General features: G+C 61.0%; 14 protein-coding genes. 6 read left to right on the top strand and 8 right to left on the bottom strand.

What is annotated here, in order from left to right:
* The first annotated feature begins 69 nt into the window (after window positions 1-69).
* Complete coding sequence (locus tag CQ015_RS06450) at window positions 70-879, top strand: transporter substrate-binding domain-containing protein (RefSeq protein WP_258137953.1); 810 nt, start codon at window positions 70-72, stop codon at window positions 877-879.
* A 91-nt stretch (window positions 880-970) separates the two neighbouring features.
* Here the strand turns inward: CQ015_RS06450 and CQ015_RS06445 are convergent, their stop codons facing one another.
* Both CQ015_RS06445 and CQ015_RS06440 read right to left on the bottom strand, forming a co-directional pair.
* Complete coding sequence (locus CQ015_RS06445) at window positions 971-2,044, bottom strand: alkene reductase (RefSeq protein WP_105649624.1); 1,074 nt, start codon at window positions 2,042-2,044, stop codon at window positions 971-973.
* A gap of 274 nt (window positions 2,045-2,318) precedes the next feature.
* Window positions 2,319-3,092, bottom strand: coding sequence for an SDR family NAD(P)-dependent oxidoreductase (locus CQ015_RS06440; RefSeq protein WP_105552654.1), 774 nt, complete (start codon window positions 3,090-3,092; stop codon window positions 2,319-2,321).
* Between the two features lie 246 nt (window positions 3,093-3,338).
* Between CQ015_RS06440 and CQ015_RS06435 the strand changes: the two genes are divergently transcribed.
* From CQ015_RS06435 to CQ015_RS06420, 4 genes are all read left to right on the top strand, one after another.
* Entirely contained in the window at window positions 3,339-4,676 is a 1,338-nt protein-coding gene (locus CQ015_RS06435) for an MFS transporter (RefSeq protein WP_105552653.1), read from the top strand.
* Between the two features lie 57 nt (window positions 4,677-4,733).
* Entirely contained in the window at window positions 4,734-5,612 is an 879-nt protein-coding gene (locus CQ015_RS06430; protein WP_374954789.1) for a transketolase, read from the top strand.
* Complete coding sequence (locus tag CQ015_RS06425; RefSeq protein WP_105649623.1) at window positions 5,613-6,605, top strand: transketolase family protein; 993 nt, start codon at window positions 5,613-5,615, stop codon at window positions 6,603-6,605.
* 127 nt (window positions 6,606-6,732) lie between these two features.
* Complete coding sequence (locus CQ015_RS06420) at window positions 6,733-7,392, top strand: GntR family transcriptional regulator (RefSeq protein ID WP_105649622.1); 660 nt, start codon at window positions 6,733-6,735, stop codon at window positions 7,390-7,392.
* Window positions 7,393-7,502: 110 nt separating this feature from the next.
* Here CQ015_RS06420 and CQ015_RS06415 read toward each other — a convergent pair whose 3' ends face one another.
* The 6 genes from CQ015_RS06415 to CQ015_RS06390 form a co-directional block, all read right to left on the bottom strand.
* Window positions 7,503-8,150, bottom strand: a complete 648-nt coding sequence (locus CQ015_RS06415; protein ID WP_105649621.1) for a 4a-hydroxytetrahydrobiopterin dehydratase — start codon at window positions 8,148-8,150, stop codon at window positions 7,503-7,505.
* Between the two features lie 233 nt (window positions 8,151-8,383).
* Complete coding sequence (locus CQ015_RS06410) at window positions 8,384-9,778, bottom strand: copper amine oxidase (RefSeq protein ID WP_105649620.1); 1,395 nt, start codon at window positions 9,776-9,778, stop codon at window positions 8,384-8,386.
* A 199-nt stretch (window positions 9,779-9,977) separates the two neighbouring features.
* Window positions 9,978-15,671: an SdrD B-like domain-containing protein gene (locus CQ015_RS06405; protein WP_105649619.1), complete on the bottom strand. Its 5,694-nt coding sequence runs from the start codon at window positions 15,669-15,671 to the stop codon at window positions 9,978-9,980.
* Between the two features lie 1,170 nt (window positions 15,672-16,841).
* Window positions 16,842-17,594, bottom strand: coding sequence for an SDR family NAD(P)-dependent oxidoreductase (locus CQ015_RS06400; RefSeq protein WP_105649618.1), 753 nt, complete (start codon window positions 17,592-17,594; stop codon window positions 16,842-16,844).
* A gap of 178 nt (window positions 17,595-17,772) precedes the next feature.
* Window positions 17,773-18,570 (bottom strand): IclR family transcriptional regulator, encoded by a 798-nt coding sequence (locus CQ015_RS06395; protein WP_105649617.1) that lies wholly within the window; start codon window positions 18,568-18,570, stop codon window positions 17,773-17,775.
* A 94-nt stretch (window positions 18,571-18,664) separates the two neighbouring features.
* Window positions 18,665-20,017 carry an NAD(P)/FAD-dependent oxidoreductase gene (locus CQ015_RS06390; protein ID WP_258138038.1) on the bottom strand — a complete coding sequence of 451 codons (1,353 nt, stop codon included), beginning with the start codon at window positions 20,015-20,017 and terminating at the stop codon, window positions 18,665-18,667.
* 83 nt (window positions 20,018-20,100) lie between these two features.
* Between CQ015_RS06390 and CQ015_RS06385 the strand changes: the two genes are divergently transcribed.
* On the top strand, window positions 20,101-21,504 hold the full coding sequence (locus tag CQ015_RS06385) for a PucR family transcriptional regulator ligand-binding domain-containing protein (RefSeq protein ID WP_105649615.1): 1,404 nt from the start codon (window positions 20,101-20,103) through the stop codon (window positions 21,502-21,504).
* Window positions 21,505-21,576 lie beyond the last annotated feature (72 nt).

Raw genomic sequence — 21,576 nt, 5'->3', positions numbered from 1 at the left:
CTTGCGCTCTGACTAGGTCGGCTTATAGATTGATGGGCTATGACCAAAACTTTTTCTAGTCCGCAGTCCGTGACTCGTCTCCTGCCGGTGTTCGCGCTCAGCGCGGTGTTGCTCACCGCTGGATGCTCCGCCCCTATTCCAGATCAGAGCAACGACGCGGCAACCGCGGCAGGTGATACCCGGTTGGCCAGCGTCGGCGAATCGGGAATCCTCAAGGTTTGCACCACCGGCGATTACCGGCCATTCACATATCTTGACCCGGAAACCGGAGATTGGTCGGGAATCGACATCACGATGGCCAAGGATCTCGCCGAATCGCTGGATGTCGAAGCGGAGTTCATCCAGACCTCTTGGAAGGACCTGATGCCGGACTTCCTTTCCAAGTGCGATATCGGCGTGGGCGGTGTCTCCATCTCCATGGAACGCGCCCAGCAGGCCTACTACAGCGAAGCCACCCTGGATGAAGGCAAAACTCCCATCACGCTGTGTGAAAATGTTGAAAAATACGACACCGTGAAGGAAATCAACACGCCCGGTGTCCGCTCCATCACTCCCATAGGCGGGACAAACGAAAAATTCGCCGAGGCGAATTACCCGGAAGGCGAGATCATTCGTTTTGAGAACAACAATACGATCTTTGATGAAATCATCGCCGGGCGTGCCGACGTGATGACCACCGATGCCTCGGAAACGCGTTGGGTAGCCAATGAACATCCTCAGCTTTGCGCCGTGCATCCGGATAAGCCATTCAACTTCTCGCAGAAGGCCTATCTGCTGCCGCTGGGCGATGAAAAATTCCAAGAATATGTTGATCAGTGGCTGAACATGGCCAAGCACGACGGCACTCTTGCCGCCGCGGAGAAACCATGGTTCGGCTAGCCGATACCGGTTAAAACGAACAAGCCGCATTCATCCGATAAGTATCGGGTAGATGCGGCTTGTTTCTATTCACCTTTGGCTGCGCCGGCGTCTAGTTCTGCCAGAACGGGTAGTCCGTGTAGCCCTCGGCACCTTCGGTGTAGAAGGTGGCGGCATCCGGTTCGTTCAGCGGCAGCTCTTCGCGCCACCGGCGTACAAGGTCGGGGTTGGCAATGGCGGGGCGCCCCACCACAACCGCATCCGCCCAGCCGCCAGCGGCCACCGCGGTGGCGTCCTCATAGCTGGTAATCGTTTGGAACCCGGTATTGAGCAGCACCGGCCCACCAAAGGTGGTGCGCAGACCCTGGACGAGGTCCCCCGATGGTTCCTTGTGCAGAATGCTCAGGGCGGCCAGGCCAAGCGGGGCGATTGACTCAAGCAAGGCCGTGTACGTCGCGGTGACGTCGGCTCGATCCAGCTCGGTGGCACCCTGGATGTTGTGCTCGGGAGAGATCCGCAGTCCGGTCTTTCCAGCGCCGATCGCGTTGGCCACCGCCTTCACTACCTCGATGACGAAGCGCGCGCGGTTCTCCGGGGACCCCCCATAGTTGTCGGTTCGGGTGTTTGAGCTCGGTGCGAGGAACTCGTGCAGCAAGTACCCGTTGGCACCATGCAGCTCGACCCCGTCAAATCCTGCGGCCATGGCATTGCGCGAACCCTGCACAAATTCCTCGATGATTCCCGGCAGTTCAACGGTTCCAAGGGCGCGCGGCACCGGGTAGGGGTGCTTGCCCGTGTAGGTCCGTGACTCGCCTTCCACCGCGATGGCGCTGGGCGCGACAATGTGGTCCTGCCCGGTGGTCCCCGGATGCGTCACTCGTCCGGCATGCATTACCTGGGCAACAATGAGTCCGCCCTCGGCATGGACCGCGTCGGTGACCTTCTTCCAGCCGGCGATCTGCTCCGCGGTGGCCAGACCAGGCTGGCGGACAAATCCCTGGCCGGTAACGCTGGGATAAACGCCTTCGCTGACGATCAAGCCCATCGATGCGCGCTGCCGATAGTACTCGACTACTTGGTCATCGGGCACGCCGTCCTTGCGGGAGCGTGAACGGGTCAGCGGCGCCATCACCAGTCGATTGGAAAGGCTGAGATCTCCGAGTGTAAGCGGTGAGAACAGATCCATAGGTAGGACTCCTGAAGATTGTAGTTGCTTCGTGCAACCTGCCAGCCGGGAACTATATTCCTGCTTCACAGCGCAAGTGAGATGGATTACGCGCCGATTTCGAAGCGCGCAGACCTGCTTCCGTGGCGAATCTTCTCTCGGCGTCCAACGCAGCAGAGCGAGTAACGGCGCTGGAAACTGCGCCGTTACTCGCCCCGTTTGGCATCACTAATCCGCAGCGCACCCACCAACCGCCAAGCGGCAGCCGCCGGGAATCGCGGACGCGGTGCAATCCCTAGTGCATGTGGCTTCCGCCGTTAATATCAATGGTGGTGCCGGTCAGGTAGGAGGCGCCGTCCGAGGCGAGGAAACCGATAACCGAGGCGATTTCGCCGGTGGTTGCCGTGCGTCCGATGGGGATTCCGGCGGCAATTGCGGCCTCTTGCTCCTCGGTGCTGCCAACGCGGATGTTGGTGTCTACCGCCCCGGGAGTAATAGCGTTAACGGTCACTCCAGTAGCCGAGATCTCGCGAGCCAGCGCCTTGGTGAAGCCGAGAATCGCGGCCTTGGCCGAGGAATAGGGAACCTTGCCAAAAACTCCGCCGCCGCGTTGGGCCGAAACCGATGACATGTTGATAATCCGCCCCCAGCCGCTTTCTATCATTTCCGGCAAGAAGGCCTTGGATACCAGGTAGGTGCCGGTGGCATTGACGTTCATGACCTTGTGCCAAATTTCAAGCGTTGTCTCGAGGAAATCGACCGGCGAGGTTATTCCGGCAATATTCACTACCGCTCCGGTGGGCGGCAAACCTCCCGCAGCTACCTGGGCTGCCACGGCGGCCTGCGCGGTGGTTACGGATGCTTCATCGGCAACGTCGATCCGGTGGCCGAACGCGGGAACACCGAATTCTTCGGCGATATCTTGGGCAACTTGCTCGGATGCGGCGTGGTCGAGATCGAGGATCACGACTCCCCAGCCTTCGCTGGCAAAGTGGCGTGCGGTGCTGACGCCGATTCCACGGGGCGAAGTGGCTCCCGTCAGAATGGCGGTGCGCTGGATTTGCTTCATTGCTTTCCTGCTTTCGTTTCGGCTTCTCCTGGCGATGCTTCGGAAAACCTAAGTGAGCGATGGGCGCAGCCTTGCCGGAGCACCCTCGATGCATGTGGTGCACACCACCTTAGTTAAGTTTACTGTTAACAGTCAACTGTTAAATTAGCTCTTGACAGAACTTGTGCTGGCGCTCACACTTCTAATAGTGTTGACTGTCAACAGTGAATGCTTTCCTCCTCCCACAAACCACGAAGGGACCCACTCATGAGCAGCGAAGCTCTAAACATGCGCGGTCCGATCCACGGCACCAAGGACGCCAAGCGCGTTGCGGTAGGTTCCAGTGTCGGAGCCACCATTGAAACCTATGACTTCATCGGATTCGGGACCGCGGCGGCCCTCTACTTCGGCCATACGTTCTTCCCCGGAACAGACCCCCTGACGGGCACCCTCGCAGCCTTTGCCACCTTGGGCGTCGGCTTCGCGGCCAGGCCCTTGGGCGGCATTATCGGTGGCCATCTCGGCGACAAGATCGGCCGCAAGCCGGTGCTTGTGACCTCGCTGATCGTCATGGGCTTGGCAACCTTCATGATCGGGCTGCTGCCGACCTACGAGCAGGTAGGCGTCTTGGCTCCGGCCCTGCTGGTCCTCGTGCGCATCGTCCAAGGCTTGGCCTTCGGAGCCGAATGGGGCGGAGCTATTCTGATGACCTACGAACACGCCCCGTGGAAGCACAAGGGAAGGTTCACCGGCATCGTCCAGTCCGGATTCCCGGTAGGGCTGTTGCTGGCAAACCTGGTATTCCTGGTCAGCGTGCAACTGCCCGGCGACTGGGGTTGGCGAGTGCCATTCTTGGCCAGCATCCTGCTCGTCATCGTGGGACTGGTCATTCGTTCGAAGGTTCCGGAATCCCCGGTTTTTGACGACGTCAAAAAGGCCGGAGAAATCGTCAAGTCACCCATCAAGGAAGTCATCCGCACCGATTGGCGCAATATCCTGCGCGGCATTGGGCTGCGCATCGCTGAAACCGCCGGTTACGCGGTCTCCATCACCTACATGATCTCCTACCTGCACACCACCGGTTTGGCGGCAAACTGGGAGACCCTCACCGCCTTGAGCATCGCCTCGGCCATCGGCATCTTCGCCACCTACAGCTGGGGCAGGCTGACCGACCGGGTAGGCCGGCGATCCGTCTACATTCTCGCTTGCAGCTTTGCGGCGCTCTTCGGCATCCCGATGTTCCTCATGGTGAACACCGGCTCATTCTTGATGATCATCGCCACGATCGTCATCGCCTACGCCGTTTGCCAAAACTCGATGGCAGGAGCCCAAGGCGCCTGGTTCCCCGAGCTCTTCCAAGCCAAAACCCGCTCCTCCGGCGCCTCGCTGGCCTACCAAATTTCAGCCATGGTTTCCGGCTTCACCCCGTTCATCACCACGCTGCTGTTCATCCAGTTCGGCTGGATGGGCCCGGCAACCCTCTTTATCTGCTACGCGGCCATCGGCCTCTGGGCGGCATTGATCACCAAGGAAACCTGGGGTCCTCGCGAGCGCCAGCTAGCTAACGAAGCCGTCGCAGCCCACCCGCAGACGAGCAGCGTCTAATCGCTCCATTCAACCAGGGCCTACGCTAAATAACTTCTGAAAGGACATACAGTGGCAATCACAGCCATCAAGGACAAGACGTTGAATCTCGATCAGCGCACCAAAAAAGTACGCGACGCCGCGTACCGCATCCGCCATCACGCGCTCAATATGGGCGAAGTCCAAGGCCAGGGCTACGTGGGGCAGGCATTGGGCGCAGCAGATATGTTCGCCTCCGTTTATGCCGACCAGCTGGCTTTCCGCCCCGCGGAGCCCGAGTGGGAGGACCGGGATCGCTTCTTGCTTTCCACCGGCCACTACGCCATTGGCTTCTACGCCGCACTGGCCGAGGCCGGCATCGTTCCGGTAGAAGAGCTGGAAACCTACGGATCGGATGATTCCCGGCTTCCGATGTCAGGCATGTCCACGTACACCCCTGGCATGGAAATTTCAGGTGGTTCGCTGGGCCACGGCCTGTCCATCGCGGTGGGCATGGCGTTGGGGCTGCGCCACCAGCACAAGAACCAGCGAATCATCAACTTCCTCTCCGACGGCGAACTGGATGAGGGTTCCACTTGGGAAGCCGCCATGGGCGCCGCGCACCACCAGCTGGGCCAGCTGACCGCCATGGTGGACATCAATGCCTTGCAAGCCGACGGCGCTACCGCCGGGGTGCTGCGCACCGAGCCGGTGACGGAAAAATGGGAAGCATTCGGCTGGTATGCGCAGCGGGTCAACGGCAACGACCCACGGGCCTTGCTGCAGGCCTTCGACAATATCGCAGCCCAGGCCTCCAGCACCGGGCGCCCCTCGGTGATCCTTTGCGACACCAAGGTAGGCCGTGGGGTACCGCTGCTGGAAGACCGCGAGAAGGCGCATTTCATGCGCATCGAAGAAAACGAATGGCAAATCTGCCGCGAGCAACTGACCGAAGGCTTCGAAGGGAGCAACAACTAAATGTCTGCCACCGCCAAACCACGCCTGAAAACCTCCGCGATGATCGCCTCATTCGCGGAGCCCGGCCAGAAAACCGCCGCGGCGCCCTTCGGCCATGCCTTGGCCAAGGCTGCCGAAAACGACCCCCGCATCGTGGGGCTGACGGCCGATCTGGGCAAGTACACCGACATGCATATCTTTGCCCAGCAGCATCCGGACCGCTTCTTCCAGATGGGCATGGCCGAGCAGCTCCTGTTCGGGGCGGCCGCCGGGTTCGCCGAAACGGGACTGGTGCCCTTCGCTTCGACCTATTCGGTCTTCGCCGCCCGCCGCGCCTATGACTTCCTCTGCCTGGACGCGGCCGAGCCCAACCTCAACGTGAACATTGTTGGCGGTTTGCCGGGCCTGACCACCGGGTACGGACCAAGCCACCAAGCTACCGAAGACATCGCCATCTTCCGGGGCATGCCAAATCTGACCATCGTGGACCCCTGCGACTCGATCGACATCGAGCAGTCGGTGCCGCAGCTCGCCGCCTGCGCAGGCCCGACGTATCTGCGCCTGCTTCGCGGCAAGGTACCGACCGTACTGGACGAATACGACTACACCTTCGAGCTGGGCAAGGCCAAGGCCCTGCGTGGCGGAAACGACGTAGTCTTTGTCTCCAGCGGGCTGATGACCATGCGCGCCCTGGACGCGGCGAAGGAGCTAGCCAAGCACAATGTGGATGTCGCCGTGGTGCACTCCCCCACCATCAAGCCCTTCGATTCGGAAACGGTCTTGCAGGAGGTCGCCGGAGACCGCCTGGTGGTGACGCTGGAAAACCATTCGGTCATCGGCGGGTTGTTCGAGACCTTGGCCTCGACCATGATTCGCGGCGGAGTCTCCTCCAAGGTTGTGCCGATCGGCCTGCCCGATGAGTTCCTGGATGCCGGCGCCTTGCCCACCCTCCATGACCGCTACGGGCTGTCGATCAACTCGATTGTCAGCAAGGTTCTGGCAGAGCTCGACTAGCTCACCGAGTAGTCCAGCAGGTTGATTCGCCTTGAGGTGGGTGCGGTGTTTCCACCGCACCCACCTCAAGGCGCTAAAATCAACAGTTAACAATCAACAGTTGGATTCCAACCTTTAGGGGCACTCAATGGCCATCGCCGATTCTTCCCTGGTAGGGCTTCGCAAGAAGAGCCTGCGCGAGCAGGCCCTGATTGCCTTGCGCCGTGCCATCACCACCGGCGAGTTGCAGCAGGGCACCCATCTGGTGGAGACCGAACTGTCTGCCTCGATGCAAATCAGCCGAGGCACCTTGCGGGAGGCGCTGCGCCAGCTCGAGCAAGAGGGCCTGGTGTCCGCCGGCGAACGCGGAAGACTCTCGGTTCGCCACCTGGACAACAAGGAAATCCAGGACATCTTTGCGGTCCGTGCCTCGCTCGAAAGCCTCGCGGCCACAACGCTGCTGCAGCGCGAGGATCTGGCTGATGCCCTCGCACAGCTGCGCGCCGCGGTGGGCAACATGGACCGGTTGGCAGACAACGAAATCGAGGAGCGGATCGAAGCAGACCTCGAATTCCACCGCACCCTGTGCCGGCTTTCAGAGAATGACACCTTGCTGCACGCCTGGGAACAGCTCGAAGGTTCCATCCGCATGTCCATCATGTTCGGTGGATTCGAGCGCGGGGTGCGCAACATGGATGTCGCCCGACACTTCAAGCTGGTCGACACCATCGAGGCCGGGGACAGCGTTGCGGTGAATGCGGAAATTGCCGAGCATATGCGCATTGCCGCCGAAACCCTGATGAACTAGCGGCGCTCAAGCCGCGCTCAACTTCGGTCAGAACTCGATAGCGCAGTCGTCCAATAAACCAGTGCCCCGCCACGCGACGGCGAGGTCCACCGGCGAGGGGGCAGGCCGGCCTAGCGGCCCATCTCGGTGCAAACGCAGAGCCTGTTTCCCTGCGGATCCGTGGCCACCACGAAGTTCGGCGCATGGTCGTGATTCAGCCTGGCGCCGACCAGCTTGAGCCCGTCGATGATGTCCCAATGGTGGGAATGCGGCACCGAGACATCCACATGGAATCGGTTGTCATTGGGCGTATCGGTGCTTTGGAACCAGATCGCCGGTCCACGCCCGTACGGGTCGGTGAGGCTGCCGTCGTGCTGCTCCTTGTAGCCCAGCGCGGTGCGCCAGATTTCCGAGATCTGTTCCCGGTCATCGGTATCGATGGCAATTTCCACCGGCCGAATGAGATTCAGATTCGCCGGCGCACCATGCTTTTCGGCAAGCTCGGAGATCTTTTCGGCCAGCTGCGTATCGCGCAGCGATACTCCCCCGACATCATGCGAGACCAGCGACACGAACAAGGTGTCATAGCGCCAATCAACATCCGGATGATGGTTGGCCGCTTCGGCCAAGGCGCCGATTTCGGCGAAGAACTCCAAGGCCACGGCAGCTGAGGGGCATTTGAAGGCAGTGCGCAGAACTCCCAGCACATATCGCCAGTGCGGCAACTGCGATAGCTTGGCCTCTCGGGTTGCCTGATCCAAGACTTCTTTGTCCGACATGATCCTCGCCTCTCGTGCATTCACGAATTCGCGGTCACCGCGAAACTACGACTCTCGCATACCGTTAGTCTCCCACCATCGCCAGGTCCTTTGAAGTGCCTGGCGACAATTAGTCATCTGCTTTCGACCCGATATCGAAACCCCAAGGCGCTGGTTTCAGTACTTCCCAGTCCGGGCGGCGGCGCGTCGGGAGCCCCCTCGACGCCGGCCGAGGACACTCCCGGCGCTGGCGGTTAGTTTCCCTCGGGCGGCAGCTGGCCTTGCCAGTCCTCGGGTCTGCCGTTCAGCTCGCTGCGTTCTTCCGGAACGTCGAGGCGCTGCGCGGTCAGGTCACGGGGAACCATGGTGAAGCCCTGCCAATGCACCTCCATGGGTGACTGCTCTTCATCTCGCGGTACGTGGTGGTAGCCCACCGCCACCCAGGACACGACATCTTGGAGTTTCTCCCCGGACTGATTCTTGACGAAGTCCAAGACGCCGCGGCCGCAAGTGCCTCGGTTGTACGTGGCATAGATGTGGCAGTCATCGGCGTTGGTGAAAGCCACGTCGTAATCCGTGTCGGCGTCCGCCCCATGGTTTTTCTCGTCGTCGATAAAGCTGAAACCGTCGGTTTTCCCCATGTCGATTTCATAGGACATCACGTGCCCGTCGGCATTGAGCATCCCGGGGGCGGAGACCTTCCACCAGCGCGCATCGGTCCACTGCGCCGTGGCCGGCTCGTTGATCTTGGTGTAGTTCCCTTCAACGATTGGGGACTGCTCCCCGGACTCGTTGGTGTCCTTGGTGTCGTACTGCTCGACCTGCTGGGCGCCGGTGCCGCCTAGGGCCCAATGGATTTTCCACACCGCATTGTGCGAATGGCTTGAGGCATGGTGCTCCTCGCCTTCGCCCACGGCGGAGCCATGCTCGGCGTCGCTGTAGTCAACCGGGGACAGGTCGCCGGTGGCGCCCAAGGCCGGCCGGATGCTTCCGTCGGCGCCGAAGGTCACCTGGTTCAGGTACTCGTACCAGCCAACCTTCGACACGGTCGAAAGCTGCCAGTCGTTCTTGCGTTTGGCCAGCAACTGGCCCACCTCGGCCGAGCGGTAGGAGAGACCGCCGTCAACGGTATCGCTGCAAAGCACCGGGCGCGATTCGATCTCACCGTATTTGCTGCCGTCCCCGATGGTGGGAATGCCGTGGCTGACCAGCGTTCCGGGGCATTCGATCTCGGTCAGCGAGTGCATATTTCCGCCGCCGAATCCGGCGCTGGTGATATCCGATGTCGAACGGCCACCGTCATCGTAGGGAACTTCAAGCTGGGACAGCGACATCGAATCGATGATCTCCATCGGCTCGGCGTTGGGCGGGGTGAAGGTGACGTTCTCCAGCACCATTCCGAGCTTGATGTCTACGGAAAAGCACATGGACCAGTTCGCGCCGCTGGTCATGTCTTGGCCAAGGGCTTCGGACCCCTCCGAACAGGACAGCTCGCTGATCACGCGTGAGGTGACGCCTTGATCTGCTTGCGCACGGACCGCGGTGCCCTGGTCATTTGCTGCCGAGGAGCTTTGGCAGGACACCAGCATTGCTGCGGCGGCCAGCAAGCCGGCGGTTCCCAAGAGGCTTTTATTCACGAGCTCACTCATACTTCAAAGGCTTCTTACTTCGAGGCGTTTATTGTCAGTTCATTATCCGGGGCGAGGCGCCAAGATGGGGAACCCGGTCATCCGGGTTCCCCATCTCTTTGGACACTCACCAGCGGGGTGAGGGTTTTGCAGAAATATTTGCGGGCTAAGCCCCGGACCTGCTGCCAGCAGCCGGTCCGGGGCTTAGCCGCTTATTTCCTTAGCTCTGCCGGCCGCGGCGACGTGCAGCCATGGTCAGGACTACACCACCAGCGGCGGCCAGTAGGCCGAGCAACGAGTACCAGACAATTTCGGCACCGGTGTTAGCCAGGCCATCCTTGTCCTTGCTATCGTTCGAACCATTCTGGTCCGAACCCTCGTTATCCGAGTCGTTCCCGGAGCCGTCGTTGCCAACAACCTGGAATTCGCCGGAGTCCAGGACCTTGCCGTTTTCATCCTTCGTGTTGACGGTGTAGGTTCCCTCCTCGGCGTCCTCCGGAATCTGCACCTTCAGTTCGAAGGCGCAGCTCTCGTCGATGACGACCATGCCCTTGGCACTGGCCTCGGCCAGGGAGAGCTCGATGGTTTTGCCGTCCACTCCGGTGATTTCAACCGTAATGGTGTCGCCCTCGGTGTAGCCGGTGCCGTTGATGGTGATGTTCTCACCCGGGTTCACCTGCGTCGGGTTGATGCTCAGCGCGGTCTCGGTTGCGCAGGTGTCGGTTGGGGTGTCGCGGATCGTGATGCTCCGTGACTCCTCATTGCCATCTGGGTCAACCGTGACGATCTGGTACTCACCGTCTTCGATGTCCTCGGGAATGACGAGTTCCGTGTGGATCTCGCCGTTCTCATCGCTTTCAACCTCGATCTCGTGGATGACATTGCCATCCTTGTCACGCAGTTCGATCACGATCGGAGTGTTCGGCGCATAGCCTTCACCATCGATGGTGATGGTGTCGCCCGGACCTGCATTGTCGGGGTTCACGGTGAACTCCGGGTTCAGTTCCGAGTCGCCATCCTGGAAGGTGATGCCTGCGTCAACCTCGGTGGTGGTTGGCGCGGACTGCGAGAGGGTGACCACGGCGCTGCGGCCGTTGTCGCCGGCATCCGAGTCAACTGCGCGGTTATCCCCTGCGGCCGAAGGCGAGAACGTTCCGCCCTGCGGTGCCACGAATTCAACCGTGTACTGGCCCTGGTTCAATCCTGCGAAGGAGTACATTCCATCCTCGCCGGTCACCGTGGTGATCGGGTTGCCTTCGGTGGAAAGTACCGCGTTGCCCTCGGCGTCGAGCAGGTTCACCCGCACGTCGCCCTGGCCGCGCTCGCCCTCGGACTGCAGTCCGTCGGCGTTCTCATCGAACCAGACGAAGTCGCCGATGGAGCCGTTGCCGGATCCGTCGCCATTGCCGTTGCCTTCGACAACCACCAAGGTGGTGCTGTCTTCGTTGCCTTCGGCGTCGGTGGCCTGCACCTGGTACTGGCCCGGTGCCCGATCCGCTGGAACCATCAGCGCCACGCTGAAGTGTCCGTTGTCATCGGTGGTGGAGATGATTGGATCCCCCACCGGGTTTCCTTCTGCGTCGGTGAGCACCACGCGAATCTCGCTGTTTGGCGCGTAGCCCTCGCCGGTGACCTGGGTTTCTTCACCCGGCTGCACTTCGGCCGGGTCAACGGTCACGGTGGCTTCCTCCGCGGCCGGAGCGTCGACCACACCAGCGTCTACCCCGTTGTTGATCGGTGCGACATTGGTCAGGGCGACAACTTCGGTGCGGCCATTCTCTCCGGCATCCGAGTCAATGGCGCGGTCCGAGCCTTCCCTGGCTGGCGCAAAGGATGCACCCTCCGGGGCGTCGAACTCGACAATGTACTGGCGGATGGTCAGCCCGGCGAAGCGGTAGGTGCCGTTCTCGTCGGTGGTGGTGGTCTTCGGGTTTCCGGAGATGTCATTGACCGGATTGCCCTCGGCATCCAGCAGCTTGACGGTGACGCCGGACAGGCCGACTTCACCCTCGTCCTGCAGGCCGTTGCCGTTGGCATCGCGCCACACGCGGTCGCCAAGCTGTCCCGGGTTGGAGCCATTGCCCTCATCCGGATTCGCGACAACCAGGTTGGTGGAGTCGGTGTTGCCCTCGGAGTCGGTGACAACAATCTGGTATTCGCCCGGTGCCGCGTCTTCTGGAACAGCTACCGGGGTCGTGAAGTGGCCGTTCTCATCGGTGGTCACCGTGATCGGGTCCCCTACCGGGTTCCCTTCGCCATCGGTGAGCTGCACCGTGGTCTCGGAATCCGGAGCGAACCCGTCACCGGTCACCTGGGTTTCCTCGCCCGGAGCCACCTCGGCTGGATCAACGGTTACCGTCGCGTCCTCTACCGCCGGAGCGTCAACCACGCCGGCGTCAACACCCAGATTTACCGGTGCTGCGCTGGTGAGGGTCAGGACTGCGGTGCGGCCATTCTCTCCGGCGTCCGAATCGAGTCCGCGGTCTTCTCCCACGCCTGCTGGCGAGAACGAAGCATCCTGCGGGGCTGCGAACTCGACGGTGTATTCACCCAAGGCCAGTCCCGTGAAGCGGTACAAGCCGTTGTCGTCGGTGGTCGCGGTGATTTCGGCACCGTTGGTGTCGGTCACTGGATTGCCCGAAGCGTCGAGCAGCTTCACGCTCACGCCGGCCAGGCCGGCTTCGCCGGCATCCTGGATGCCATCGGCATCCAGGTCGCGCCAGACACGGTCACCGAGTTCGCCATTAGCATCTGGGTTAGGGGTTTCGCCGCCATCATCCGGTTCGCCCACCGTCAGCTGGGTGCTGTCGGTGTTGCCCTCGGAGTCGGTGACAACAATCTGGTATTCACCCGGAGCTGCATCTTCTGGAACAGCTAGCGGGGTTGTGAAGTGGCCGTTCTCATCGGTGGTCACCGTGATCGGGTCCCCTACCGGGTTTCCTTCGCCATCGGTGAGCTGCACCGTGGTCTCGGAATCAGGAGCGAATCCGTCACCGGTCACCTGGGTTTCCTCGCCCGGTGCCACCTCGGTCGGATCGACGGTAACCGTAGCGTCCTCTACCGCCGGAGCGTCAACCACGCCGGCGTCAACGCTCAGGTTCACCGGTGCAACGGAGGTCAGTGCGATCACCGCGCTGCGTCCGTTCTCACCTGCGTCCGAATCGAGTTCGCGGTCATCCCCGGCTGCTGCAGGAGAGAACGAGGCACCTTCCGGAGCGACGAACTCAACGCTGTATTCGCCCAGTTCAAGACCGGTGAAAGTGTAGTTGCCGTTGCCGTCGGTGGTCGCGGTTACCGGTGCACCATTGGCATCGGTCACCGGGGTTCCGGCGGCATCCAATAGGTTCACGCTCACGCCGGCCAGGCCGGCTTCGCCGGCATCCTGGATGCCATCGGCATCCAGGTCGCGCCAGACGCGGTCACCGAGCTCGCCGTTGTTGCCCGCGCCGTCGGCGTCGGTGACGGTGATTGGGTTGGTGGTTTCGTTGCCGTCGGCGTCGGTCACTACGACCTGGTAGTCGCCAGGTGCCGCATCCTCCGGGACCGGCAGGGCGTTGGTGAAGTTGCCTTCGGCGTCCACCGGCGCTTCGATCGGGTCGCCGACCGGATTGCCTTCGGCGTCCTCCAACTGAATGGTGACCGTGCTATCTGGCTGGAAGCCTTCGCCGGTGACCGTGGTCTCGTCCCCGGCAGGAACTTCGGTTGGGTCAACGGTGATGCTTGGGGTATCCGGGTTTTCGGCGTCATCCGAAACCAGGCCGGCGTCCACCGTGTCGGTGGTTGGAGCCTCTGCGGTCAGTGCAACAACCTCGGTGCGGCCGTTCTCGGCAGCATCCGAATCCACTGCGTCGTCTTCACCCTGGTTGGCCGGTGCGAAGACCGAACCCTCGGGAGCGACGAACTCAACAATGTATTCACCGGCAGGAAGTTCTCCGAAGGAGTACTTGCCCTGATCATCGGAGGTCGTGCTGCGCGGCGTTCCGTCTTCGTTTGGAACCGCGGTGCCCGAGGCATCCAACAGGTTCACGGTGACGTTGGGAACTCCTGCTTCACCGGCATCCTGGATACCGTTGGCATTGGCGTCGGCAAACACGGTGTCACCGATGATGCCGTTGCCTGGCTCCGGGGTCTGTCCCGGGTCGTTGACGGTCAACGGGCCCTGCACCGGGGTGCCGGTGGTGACGTCGGTGGCCACCACGTTGTATTCCCCTGGAGTTGCATCTGCCGGAACGGGCAGTGCGGTCTCCGGCAGGTTTCCTGCTTCGTCGGCCGGAACGGTGATCGCCTCGCCTACCGGGTTGCCCTCTGCGTCGGTCAGCTGGATCTGCACGTCGCCCGAAGGGGTGAAGCCGGTGCCGGTGACGTTGGTGGACTGCCCTGGATCAACTGCGGTGGGGTCAACGGTCAAGGCCGGAGTGATGGCATCCTCGACCGCATCGATGCGCACGCCGGCGGTACCGAAGTTCAGGCGCCCGGCATCCGCTGCCTGCAGCAGTCCCAGGCTCAATGCGGAAACTTCGAGGCTTTCGGTGACTTCACCGTCTGGGCCCACAGCAGTGGTGACGTCCTGGCGGTTCAGCTGCACCGAAATAACCTGGGACAGCAGGGTGAAGACCGGCTCAAGCAACTGTCGGATCGGCAGCGTGATGGCGCCGGTCTTCAGGTCGGTCAAGAGCGTTTCGAAGATGGCCTTGCCACCGTCGGAAAGGATGTAATCGCGGATTGGCACCAGCGCGGTCTGGACGATTGGTCCCACCACGGTGTTGATTGCGGTCTCCAGCGTGGCGCACAAAGCCGCGCCGCCCAAGCCTTCGGATTCGCAGACCACTGGCTGCGCGTCGCCCATGAGGTTGACGCTCCAGTTGGCGGTGGCGGTATTGCCCAGCGCCGAAACTCCGGCTTCGAGGTTCAGCGTGACACTGCCCAGTGCGCCCTCAATGGCGCTCACGGCGATGGCGACTACTTCTTCCATCAGATCGTGCACCGATTCGGCGATGATCGGGTAGATCTCGTTGCTGATCAGTTCCGTGTTCGGGTTCTGGTTGTTGATGCCATCGGGCAGGTCCACGCCTTCTGGACGTTCTCCCGAATAAGCCTTGTCAAGGTCGATGTACACCTGGCCGGTGGAGAAATCGATGGTGAGGATTTCATTCTTCGAGGTGATCGGCTGAGCAAGAATCTCGTCGAAGATCTCATCCTGCATATTCGATTCGATCGTGTAGTCCAGGGTTGCGCCCGCTGGCAAGGCGTCGGTGATGCTGGTGATCATGCTGGTCAGATCGCCAAGACCGCCAACGGTCTCCTCCATGAGCTGATCGATCTGGCCGATCTGCTCGTACAGGGTTCCCGCTACGGTTTCCACCACCGGGGACTGGAGTTCGAGGTTCGCTTCCGCAACTCGGTACTGGCCGGCTCCGCCGACTCCGTCCGGGTCCTGGAATTCTCCGTCAACTGCCTGCACCCAAGCGCCACCGACTCCGGCGGTCAGCTCGGCTTTGCTCAGGATCTCGTCGGTGAGTCCGTCAACGCCGGTCTCACGGAAGAGCGAGAGCAGGTCAAGCTTTGCGTTTCCGAAGTCCGCGGCTTGGCCGTCCAGTGTTACCGAACCATCAGCACCGGCAATACCGGTGATTGCTTCGCCGTTCTTGGCATCGGTTGCGGTGGAGCGCGAAAGCAAGGCTCCGAGCTCACCGTAGTCAATAATCTGGTCGATTGGCAGCTGCAGGCCGCCGAGGTCCAGCATCTCGCCGCCAAGCAGCGAGGCATTTAGTGCGCCTTCGTCGGTTGCTGGTCCGCTTGGGAATAGCGCCCGCGTTTGGCCTCCGCCGGCGAGTTCCTGGCCGAGAAGGCTTAGGTCGATAATGCTGGCCGCAGATTCGGTTGCGTCATCTGGTGACGTGTTGATGTCTGCCATTGCTGGCAGTCCGAAGGACGTGATCGCTAGGGATGAAACTGTACCTAACGCAAGTGGTCGTCTCCACCATCCAGCATTAATCGCTGGTGCATTTTTTCCACGCTCAGTGCGTCGCATCGAGACAGACTCCTTGATATTTTCGGCATATTGGTCGCTAACCCCAAGGTTTCCCCAAGAAACATCCAAGCTGGCAGTGAGCTGAAAAGCAAGCGGTTCTGGTTATTTTCTTAAAATGACGTTAATTTATTCTTAGGTGCTGACATGCTATTTTAAGTATCTTCAACCGATTATATGTTTAAGAATCAAGCAATCACGGATGGTCGCGGGCCTGAAAAATAGCGCAAAGGGCTAGGGAGAGGGTGCCGTGTCGAAAATTCAGGCTTTTGTTCGAAAAGCATGAAGGCTAGTCGTTCGCGCGCCGCAGCGGGCGGTGATCGTTCGAGCAGCAGGACAGGAGCTGAGGTCCGCTTAGAAGCGGATGACTTTACGAAAACTCATGAATAGTTGGCATTCAATCGCTCGTGCGAAGGATCCAGAAAAAGGACGCCTCAGGCATGGTTAGTTGAAGTAGCTAGCTAAGAGCAAAAGCATTTACGCATACCCCATGCGGAAACAGTTTGCGTCGACATAATAAGTATCCCCTTGTGAAAGTGATGATCCATTGGTCAAACGCGAGTAATTTTGACCCTACTATGCCTATGGAGAGGCTTGCAAGCCAAGCGCAAGAATTACTCCATTGCCTGCAGCTGACGTTTTGCGGGCTGTTGGCCCTTCATTCACTCTCGCTGCTCTGCGCCAACTCCGCGGAAGCAGTCTCGCTCGCTGAAGAACCTTGAGTTTTCAAGGCAGAACGTGTCAAGTGAATCGCAATTGAAAATAACAGATGAACTTACGCACTCACGCAGGTGTCATTTTTTAGCAGAATTTTACTAGTAAAAATTACCAAGTAATTTTTCAATAATTGCCCACCGCCCGCCTTCTAGATGCTCAAGCTTTAACCCAAAGCAAGTTCCAGTCAGGGAACCTAACTAATCGAGAACGACAAAAGGGTATGACACCGATGGAATATAGATGCCACACCCTTGCGGTCCAGCCTGCAGCGCAGATCTAACCAATCCTGCCCTAGCGATCCAGTTCAGATTGCAAAGCCGCTAGATCTCGTGAATTCTACTAAACTGCGGTGTAACCACCGTCGACTAGGTGGTAGCTGCCGGTAACGAAGGACGCCGCATCACTGGCCAAGAAGGCAACGAGCTCGGCGACTTCCTCGGGCTTGCCCAAGCGATTAATTGGGTGCTTGGAAACCAAAGCATCATAGGCTTCCTTAGGCATCTGCTGCAGTAGCGGGGTGTCGATGAAGCCTGGAGCCACGCTGTTGACTCGCACACCTTCGGCGGCGTACTCAACCGCAGCGGTCTTGCTCAAGCCCACCACGGCATGCTTCGTGGATACGTAGGCGGAGCTCCCGGCGAAGCCTACCGAGCCGAGGATCGAAGCCATGTTCACGATAGAACCGCCGCCGTTCTCGCTCATGGCGACCGCTTGGGCGCGAGTGCCACGGAAAACCGCATTCAGGTTTACCGACACGACCTTGTCCCAGTCTTCATCGGTCAGCTCGCCAACCTTGGCGGCGCGGCCGCCGATACCGGCATTGTTGACACCGATCTTCAATGGGGCCATCGCGTTGGCAGCCTTGATGGTTTCCGCGACAACTTCCGAGGAGCTGGCATCTCCGGCTACTACAACGGCTTCGCCGCCGCTGGCCATGATTTCCTGCACGGTAGCCTCGGCCGCGTCTGCGTTTAGATCTTGAACAACGACCTTGGTTCCGTTTGCAGCCAAAAGAATGGCGATAGCCTGGCCGATTCCGGAGCCTGCCCCGGTGACGACTGCCGAACGATCTGCTACATCATACTGAGCCATGGTGAACTCACTTTCTGCTCCAAGATGGTCACGGAATTTCCGTTGGCCCTTCACTTAGGACGCTACTCCGAATCGCACCAAGTGTCGATGACGCGTCAATCAACACCCTATGCTTTCGGTCACTACCCTCTTAGCCGTTCACTCGGTGCAAGCTACTGCACCTCGGCCTGGCGCGGACCTATTCTCCGGTCATCGAGACAATGCGCCGGCGCACCGCCTTCGCACCTTCGAGCAGTCCTTCGATTTTCTGGACTTCGAGCTTTTCGGTATCCACTCGATGGCGCGGTGCCATGTAGGCAAGCATGCCTATGAGATCCTCACCGGCACCGCGAATCGGCACGGCCACGGAAATGATTCCCATTTCCAATTCGTCAATGGTGCTAGCCCAGCCGCGCTCGCGGATCTCCTCCAGCTCGGCATCCAGGGCTTTCCATGTGGTAATCGTGTGACTGGTCAGTTTTTCCAGTTTGTTGCCGGTGGCAACGCGGATCGATTCCTTGTCCAATTCGGAAAGGAGCAGCTTTCCAGTCGCCGAAGCGTGCAACGGCCACCGCTGGCCCTGCAGCTCGGTCATCGACATGCCGATGGCACGCGGAGAAGCTTGCTGCACGAGATCCAGATCGTATTTTCCGTGGCGAACGCTCAGTGTCACCGTTTCGTTGAGCACGTCTGCGATCTCCACGACCACGTCGCTGACCCGGGATAGCAATCCCGGAGTGGGATCAACATCTTGGGCAATCCGAGCCAGATCCCACCCGAGCGTGTAGTGCGTGTCGTGGCGGTCGACAAACCCTTCTTCTTCCAAGGTCAGCAAGAGGCGGAAGACCGTGGCTCGGGCAAGGCCGATCTGCTTGGCGATCTCCGTGACCGTCAGGGGTTCCCCCCTGGCGGCCAGCGCGCGCAGCACCGCAATAGCCCGTGAAACCGACCGATTTGCCGCCATGCCGCCAGAGGATTTTCCAGTTGTTTCTCCCATGGAGGGGAACCAGCCTTTCGAATAGTCTTCTATTCAGACTAGCCGTTTGACCGCAGAGTGAACACTCTGACCATAATTCGAGATAAGACTACAATTAGCCCTCGAGTGCCGCGCGCACCTCGCGAGATACCCGCAACCCGCTCTCGATGGCGCCATCGAAGAAGCCGGCCCAGAGATTGGCCAGATCGCTGCCGGCCAGGTGCACGGTCCCCTCGGCTCGCTGCAGTTCGGCTTGGCCCGTCGTGTAGGCCAACGGCCGGTGGATGAGCCAGGTTTCCTTGGCGTAGGGGTCGGCGTTCCAGTCATGGGCGGCAATTTCAAGGACTTCCAGGTCATCGCGCCACGCGTGCAGCGCCTTCTCGACTTCCTCGATGCTGGTGATATCCAAACGGGAGGCATCGGCGCCGAAGGAAACCAGCACCGCATCTTCCTCGCCTACGAATTCCGTGCGCACTACCGAGAGCGGATGCTCCTGCGTGGAGTACGCGAAGAACGGCTTGATCGGACCCTTCACCCGAATCCAAAGCTTGAGCCCCTGGGAGGCGGTTCCGGCCTGGCTCACCTCGCGCTTGACCGGCGACAGGGCAGGCTGGATGTCCAGCTCGTGCAGGATGTTCAGCGGAACGGTGACAATGACCCGGCGGGCGCGCAAGCTCTCGCCACTTTCCAGCACCACGGTGGCACCCTGCTCATCGTGGGCAATCGAGGCCACCGGCGCATTCAGTCGGATCTCGCCGGGAACATCGGCTGCAATGGCCTTGACCAGCTGGTCATTGCCATCTTCCAGGCGGTAGACGGCGCTGGCCTCGTGCATGACGCGCCATTCTCCGGAGGTGGCCGCGGTCCAGCGGATCGCTGCGCTGAAGCCGACCTGGTCCAGCGGCCCATTGCAATGCCCCACCCAGGCCGCTTCGTTGGCCTGCCGCTCATCATCACTCAGATCCAGGCGGTCAAGGGCTTGCTGCAAGGTCAGTTGGTCGGCCTGCGCGAACTCCTCGTCGCCGGAGACCAAATCCGGGCGCGGAAGGATTTTCCCGCTGTCGCCCACCAGGGCATTCATGCCGTCATCGATCAGATCCATGAATCCAGCCAGGTCGCCGCGTTGCACCTTGCCGTCGGCGTACCAGAAGGTCTCCTCGGACTTCGGGCCGCGGCCCGCGCGCAGGCCGTAGCGAGTGACCTCGGCCCACACATGCGGCTGGGTCCAGTGCAGCCAGTTTCCGCCCAGCTCCAGGTGCTTGCCCAGGCGGTCCTCGGTGTAGAGGCGGCCGCCCATGCGGTCGCGCGCTTCGAGCACGGTGACCGAGTAGTCAGCTGCGCCCAGTTCGCGGGCGGCGGTCAGTCCGGCCAGGCCCGCGCCGATGATGATGATGTCTGAGTCGTAGGTGTTGTCCATGGTGTTCCGCTCCCTTTGGGTGTGCCAGTCGTGTACTGATAGCCACTGTATGGTGCAATGTCTTGCAGATCACTTATGCAGATGTATGATATTCATAGTGTTTTCATCACTGTGCACAAAAGGCTGGAGGCAAGATGGCGGAATTGCTCACCATCGCCAAACTCATTTCCGATCCGGCCCTGGACACCAAGGTGATTGCCGGCCAGTCCGGGCTTGGCCGCATCGTGCGCTGGGCGCAGACCAGCGAATCCGCCGAGCCGTGGCGCTGGCTGGGCAGCGAGGAACTGCTGATGGCCCTGGGCCTGAATATCCCCGCCGAGGCCCAAGAGCAGGCCGATTTCATCCGCCAGGCGGATGCCGCGGGGATTGCGGGGCTGATCATCGGCCAGGATGGACTCGCGCCCGAGCTCACGACCGAAATGCGGCAGGCGGCCGATGAACTGGCCTTCCCGGTGCTGTCCACCGGCCCGCAAACGCCCTTCGTGGTGATCGCCCGGACAGTGGCCGCCGTGACCACCAACCAGCTGAACCGCTCGGTCCTGCTGCTCTCCCGGATGTACCAGGAAGCCGGATCGCAGAACCGGAAAGGCAAGCGCAACGGCGACTGGGTGGAGAAGCTGTGCTCGGTGGGCATCGCGGTCCAGGACACGATGACCGGATGCCCGGTGATCGGCATGCTGCCCAAAAATGCGCATCGCCGCCATTCGCTGTCCACCATCCGCCCCACCCAATTGCTTGTCCCGGCCGACGCGCAACTCGATGCCCTGCTGCTGGTGCACCTCAAGCAGATCCTGGCGGTCGATGCCAATTCGCTGCTCCAGGATGCCGGCAATGCCGTCGCCGCTGCCGAAACCTCCCTGCGACTGGGCCTGGCCGGCAAGCTGGGCGAACAGGATATCGATGGCGGTGCATGGATCGCTGGCGAGCCCGGATTCCGCGTCGCCTGCGCCCCGGGAAAACTGCTCGATGCCGTGGCGATGTCCCTGTCCTTGCACGGGTTGGCACCGTTGGCCACGTCGTGGAAGAACAACGCCATCGCCGTAGTGCGCGAGAAGGATCTTCCGGTGCTGCGGACGATCGCCAGCGAACTGCAGGCTACTTTCGGAATAAGCTCGCCGCAGCAGCGCTTCGCGGACCTCGAAGGCGCAGCGCAAGAAGCGCAGGGGGCGATTCCGCCCGAACCCCGGCCGGGCGAACTTGTTGAATTCTCCGGGCTGCAGGTGTCGCTGCTGGCCCGATCCGCCTCGGAAGCCGAGCGAATCGTCAGCATGGTGCTCGGCCCGCTAGCAGGTGCCAGCGACCAAGTGGCAGTGTACCGGGATTCCCTTTTCGCCTTGCTTGACCGCGACCTGCAGTGGCAGCACACCGCAAATTTCTTGGGCATCCACCGGCAGACCTTGGCCTACCGGATCAAGCAAGCCGAATTGCTGACCGGGCGCAGCGTGCGCAAAGTAGTGGATATCTCTGATTTCTACCTCGCGCGCAAGGCCTGGCCCGTGGTGCAAGCCGGGTCAGCACGCACCGGCTCCAGCGGATAGTTCCCGCAATGCAAACCGCCCGGTGCGCGTTCCCTCCATCGGGAACGCCCACCGGGCGGTTGCTGCGAGGCA

Origin of the sequence: Arthrobacter sp. MYb221 (assembly GCF_002979835.1) — a bacterium.
GTDB lineage: Bacteria > Actinomycetota > Actinomycetes > Actinomycetales > Micrococcaceae > Glutamicibacter.
This window is presented reverse-complemented; position numbering and strand designations above follow the sequence as displayed.

What these genes read in the sequence shown, in the direction of transcription:
- CQ015_RS06445 (WP_105649624.1), bottom strand. Translation starts at nt 2,044, where the DNA reads ATGGATCTGTTCTCACCGCTTACACTCGGAGATCTCAGCCTTTCCAAT.
- CQ015_RS06440 (WP_105552654.1), bottom strand. Translation starts at nt 3,092, where the DNA reads ATGAAGCAAATCCAGCGCACCGCCATTCTGACGGGAGCCACTTCGCCC.
- CQ015_RS06435 (WP_105552653.1), top strand. Translation starts at nt 3,339, where the DNA reads ATGAGCAGCGAAGCTCTAAACATGCGCGGTCCGATCCACGGCACCAAG.
- CQ015_RS06425 (WP_105649623.1), top strand. Translation starts at nt 5,613, where the DNA reads ATGTCTGCCACCGCCAAACCACGCCTGAAAACCTCCGCGATGATCGCC.
- CQ015_RS06420 (WP_105649622.1), top strand. Translation starts at nt 6,733, where the DNA reads ATGGCCATCGCCGATTCTTCCCTGGTAGGGCTTCGCAAGAAGAGCCTG.
- CQ015_RS06415 (WP_105649621.1), bottom strand. Translation starts at nt 8,150, where the DNA reads ATGTCGGACAAAGAAGTCTTGGATCAGGCAACCCGAGAGGCCAAGCTA.
- CQ015_RS06410 (WP_105649620.1), bottom strand. Translation starts at nt 9,778, where the DNA reads ATGAGTGAGCTCGTGAATAAAAGCCTCTTGGGAACCGCCGGCTTGCTG.
- CQ015_RS06405 (WP_105649619.1), bottom strand. Translation starts at nt 15,671, where the DNA reads ATGGCAGACATCAACACGTCACCAGATGACGCAACCGAATCTGCGGCC.
- CQ015_RS06400 (WP_105649618.1), bottom strand. Translation starts at nt 17,594, where the DNA reads ATGGCTCAGTATGATGTAGCAGATCGTTCGGCAGTCGTCACCGGGGCA.
- CQ015_RS06395 (WP_105649617.1), bottom strand. Translation starts at nt 18,570, where the DNA reads ATGGGAGAAACAACTGGAAAATCCTCTGGCGGCATGGCGGCAAATCGG.
- CQ015_RS06385 (WP_105649615.1), top strand. Translation starts at nt 20,101, where the DNA reads ATGGCGGAATTGCTCACCATCGCCAAACTCATTTCCGATCCGGCCCTG.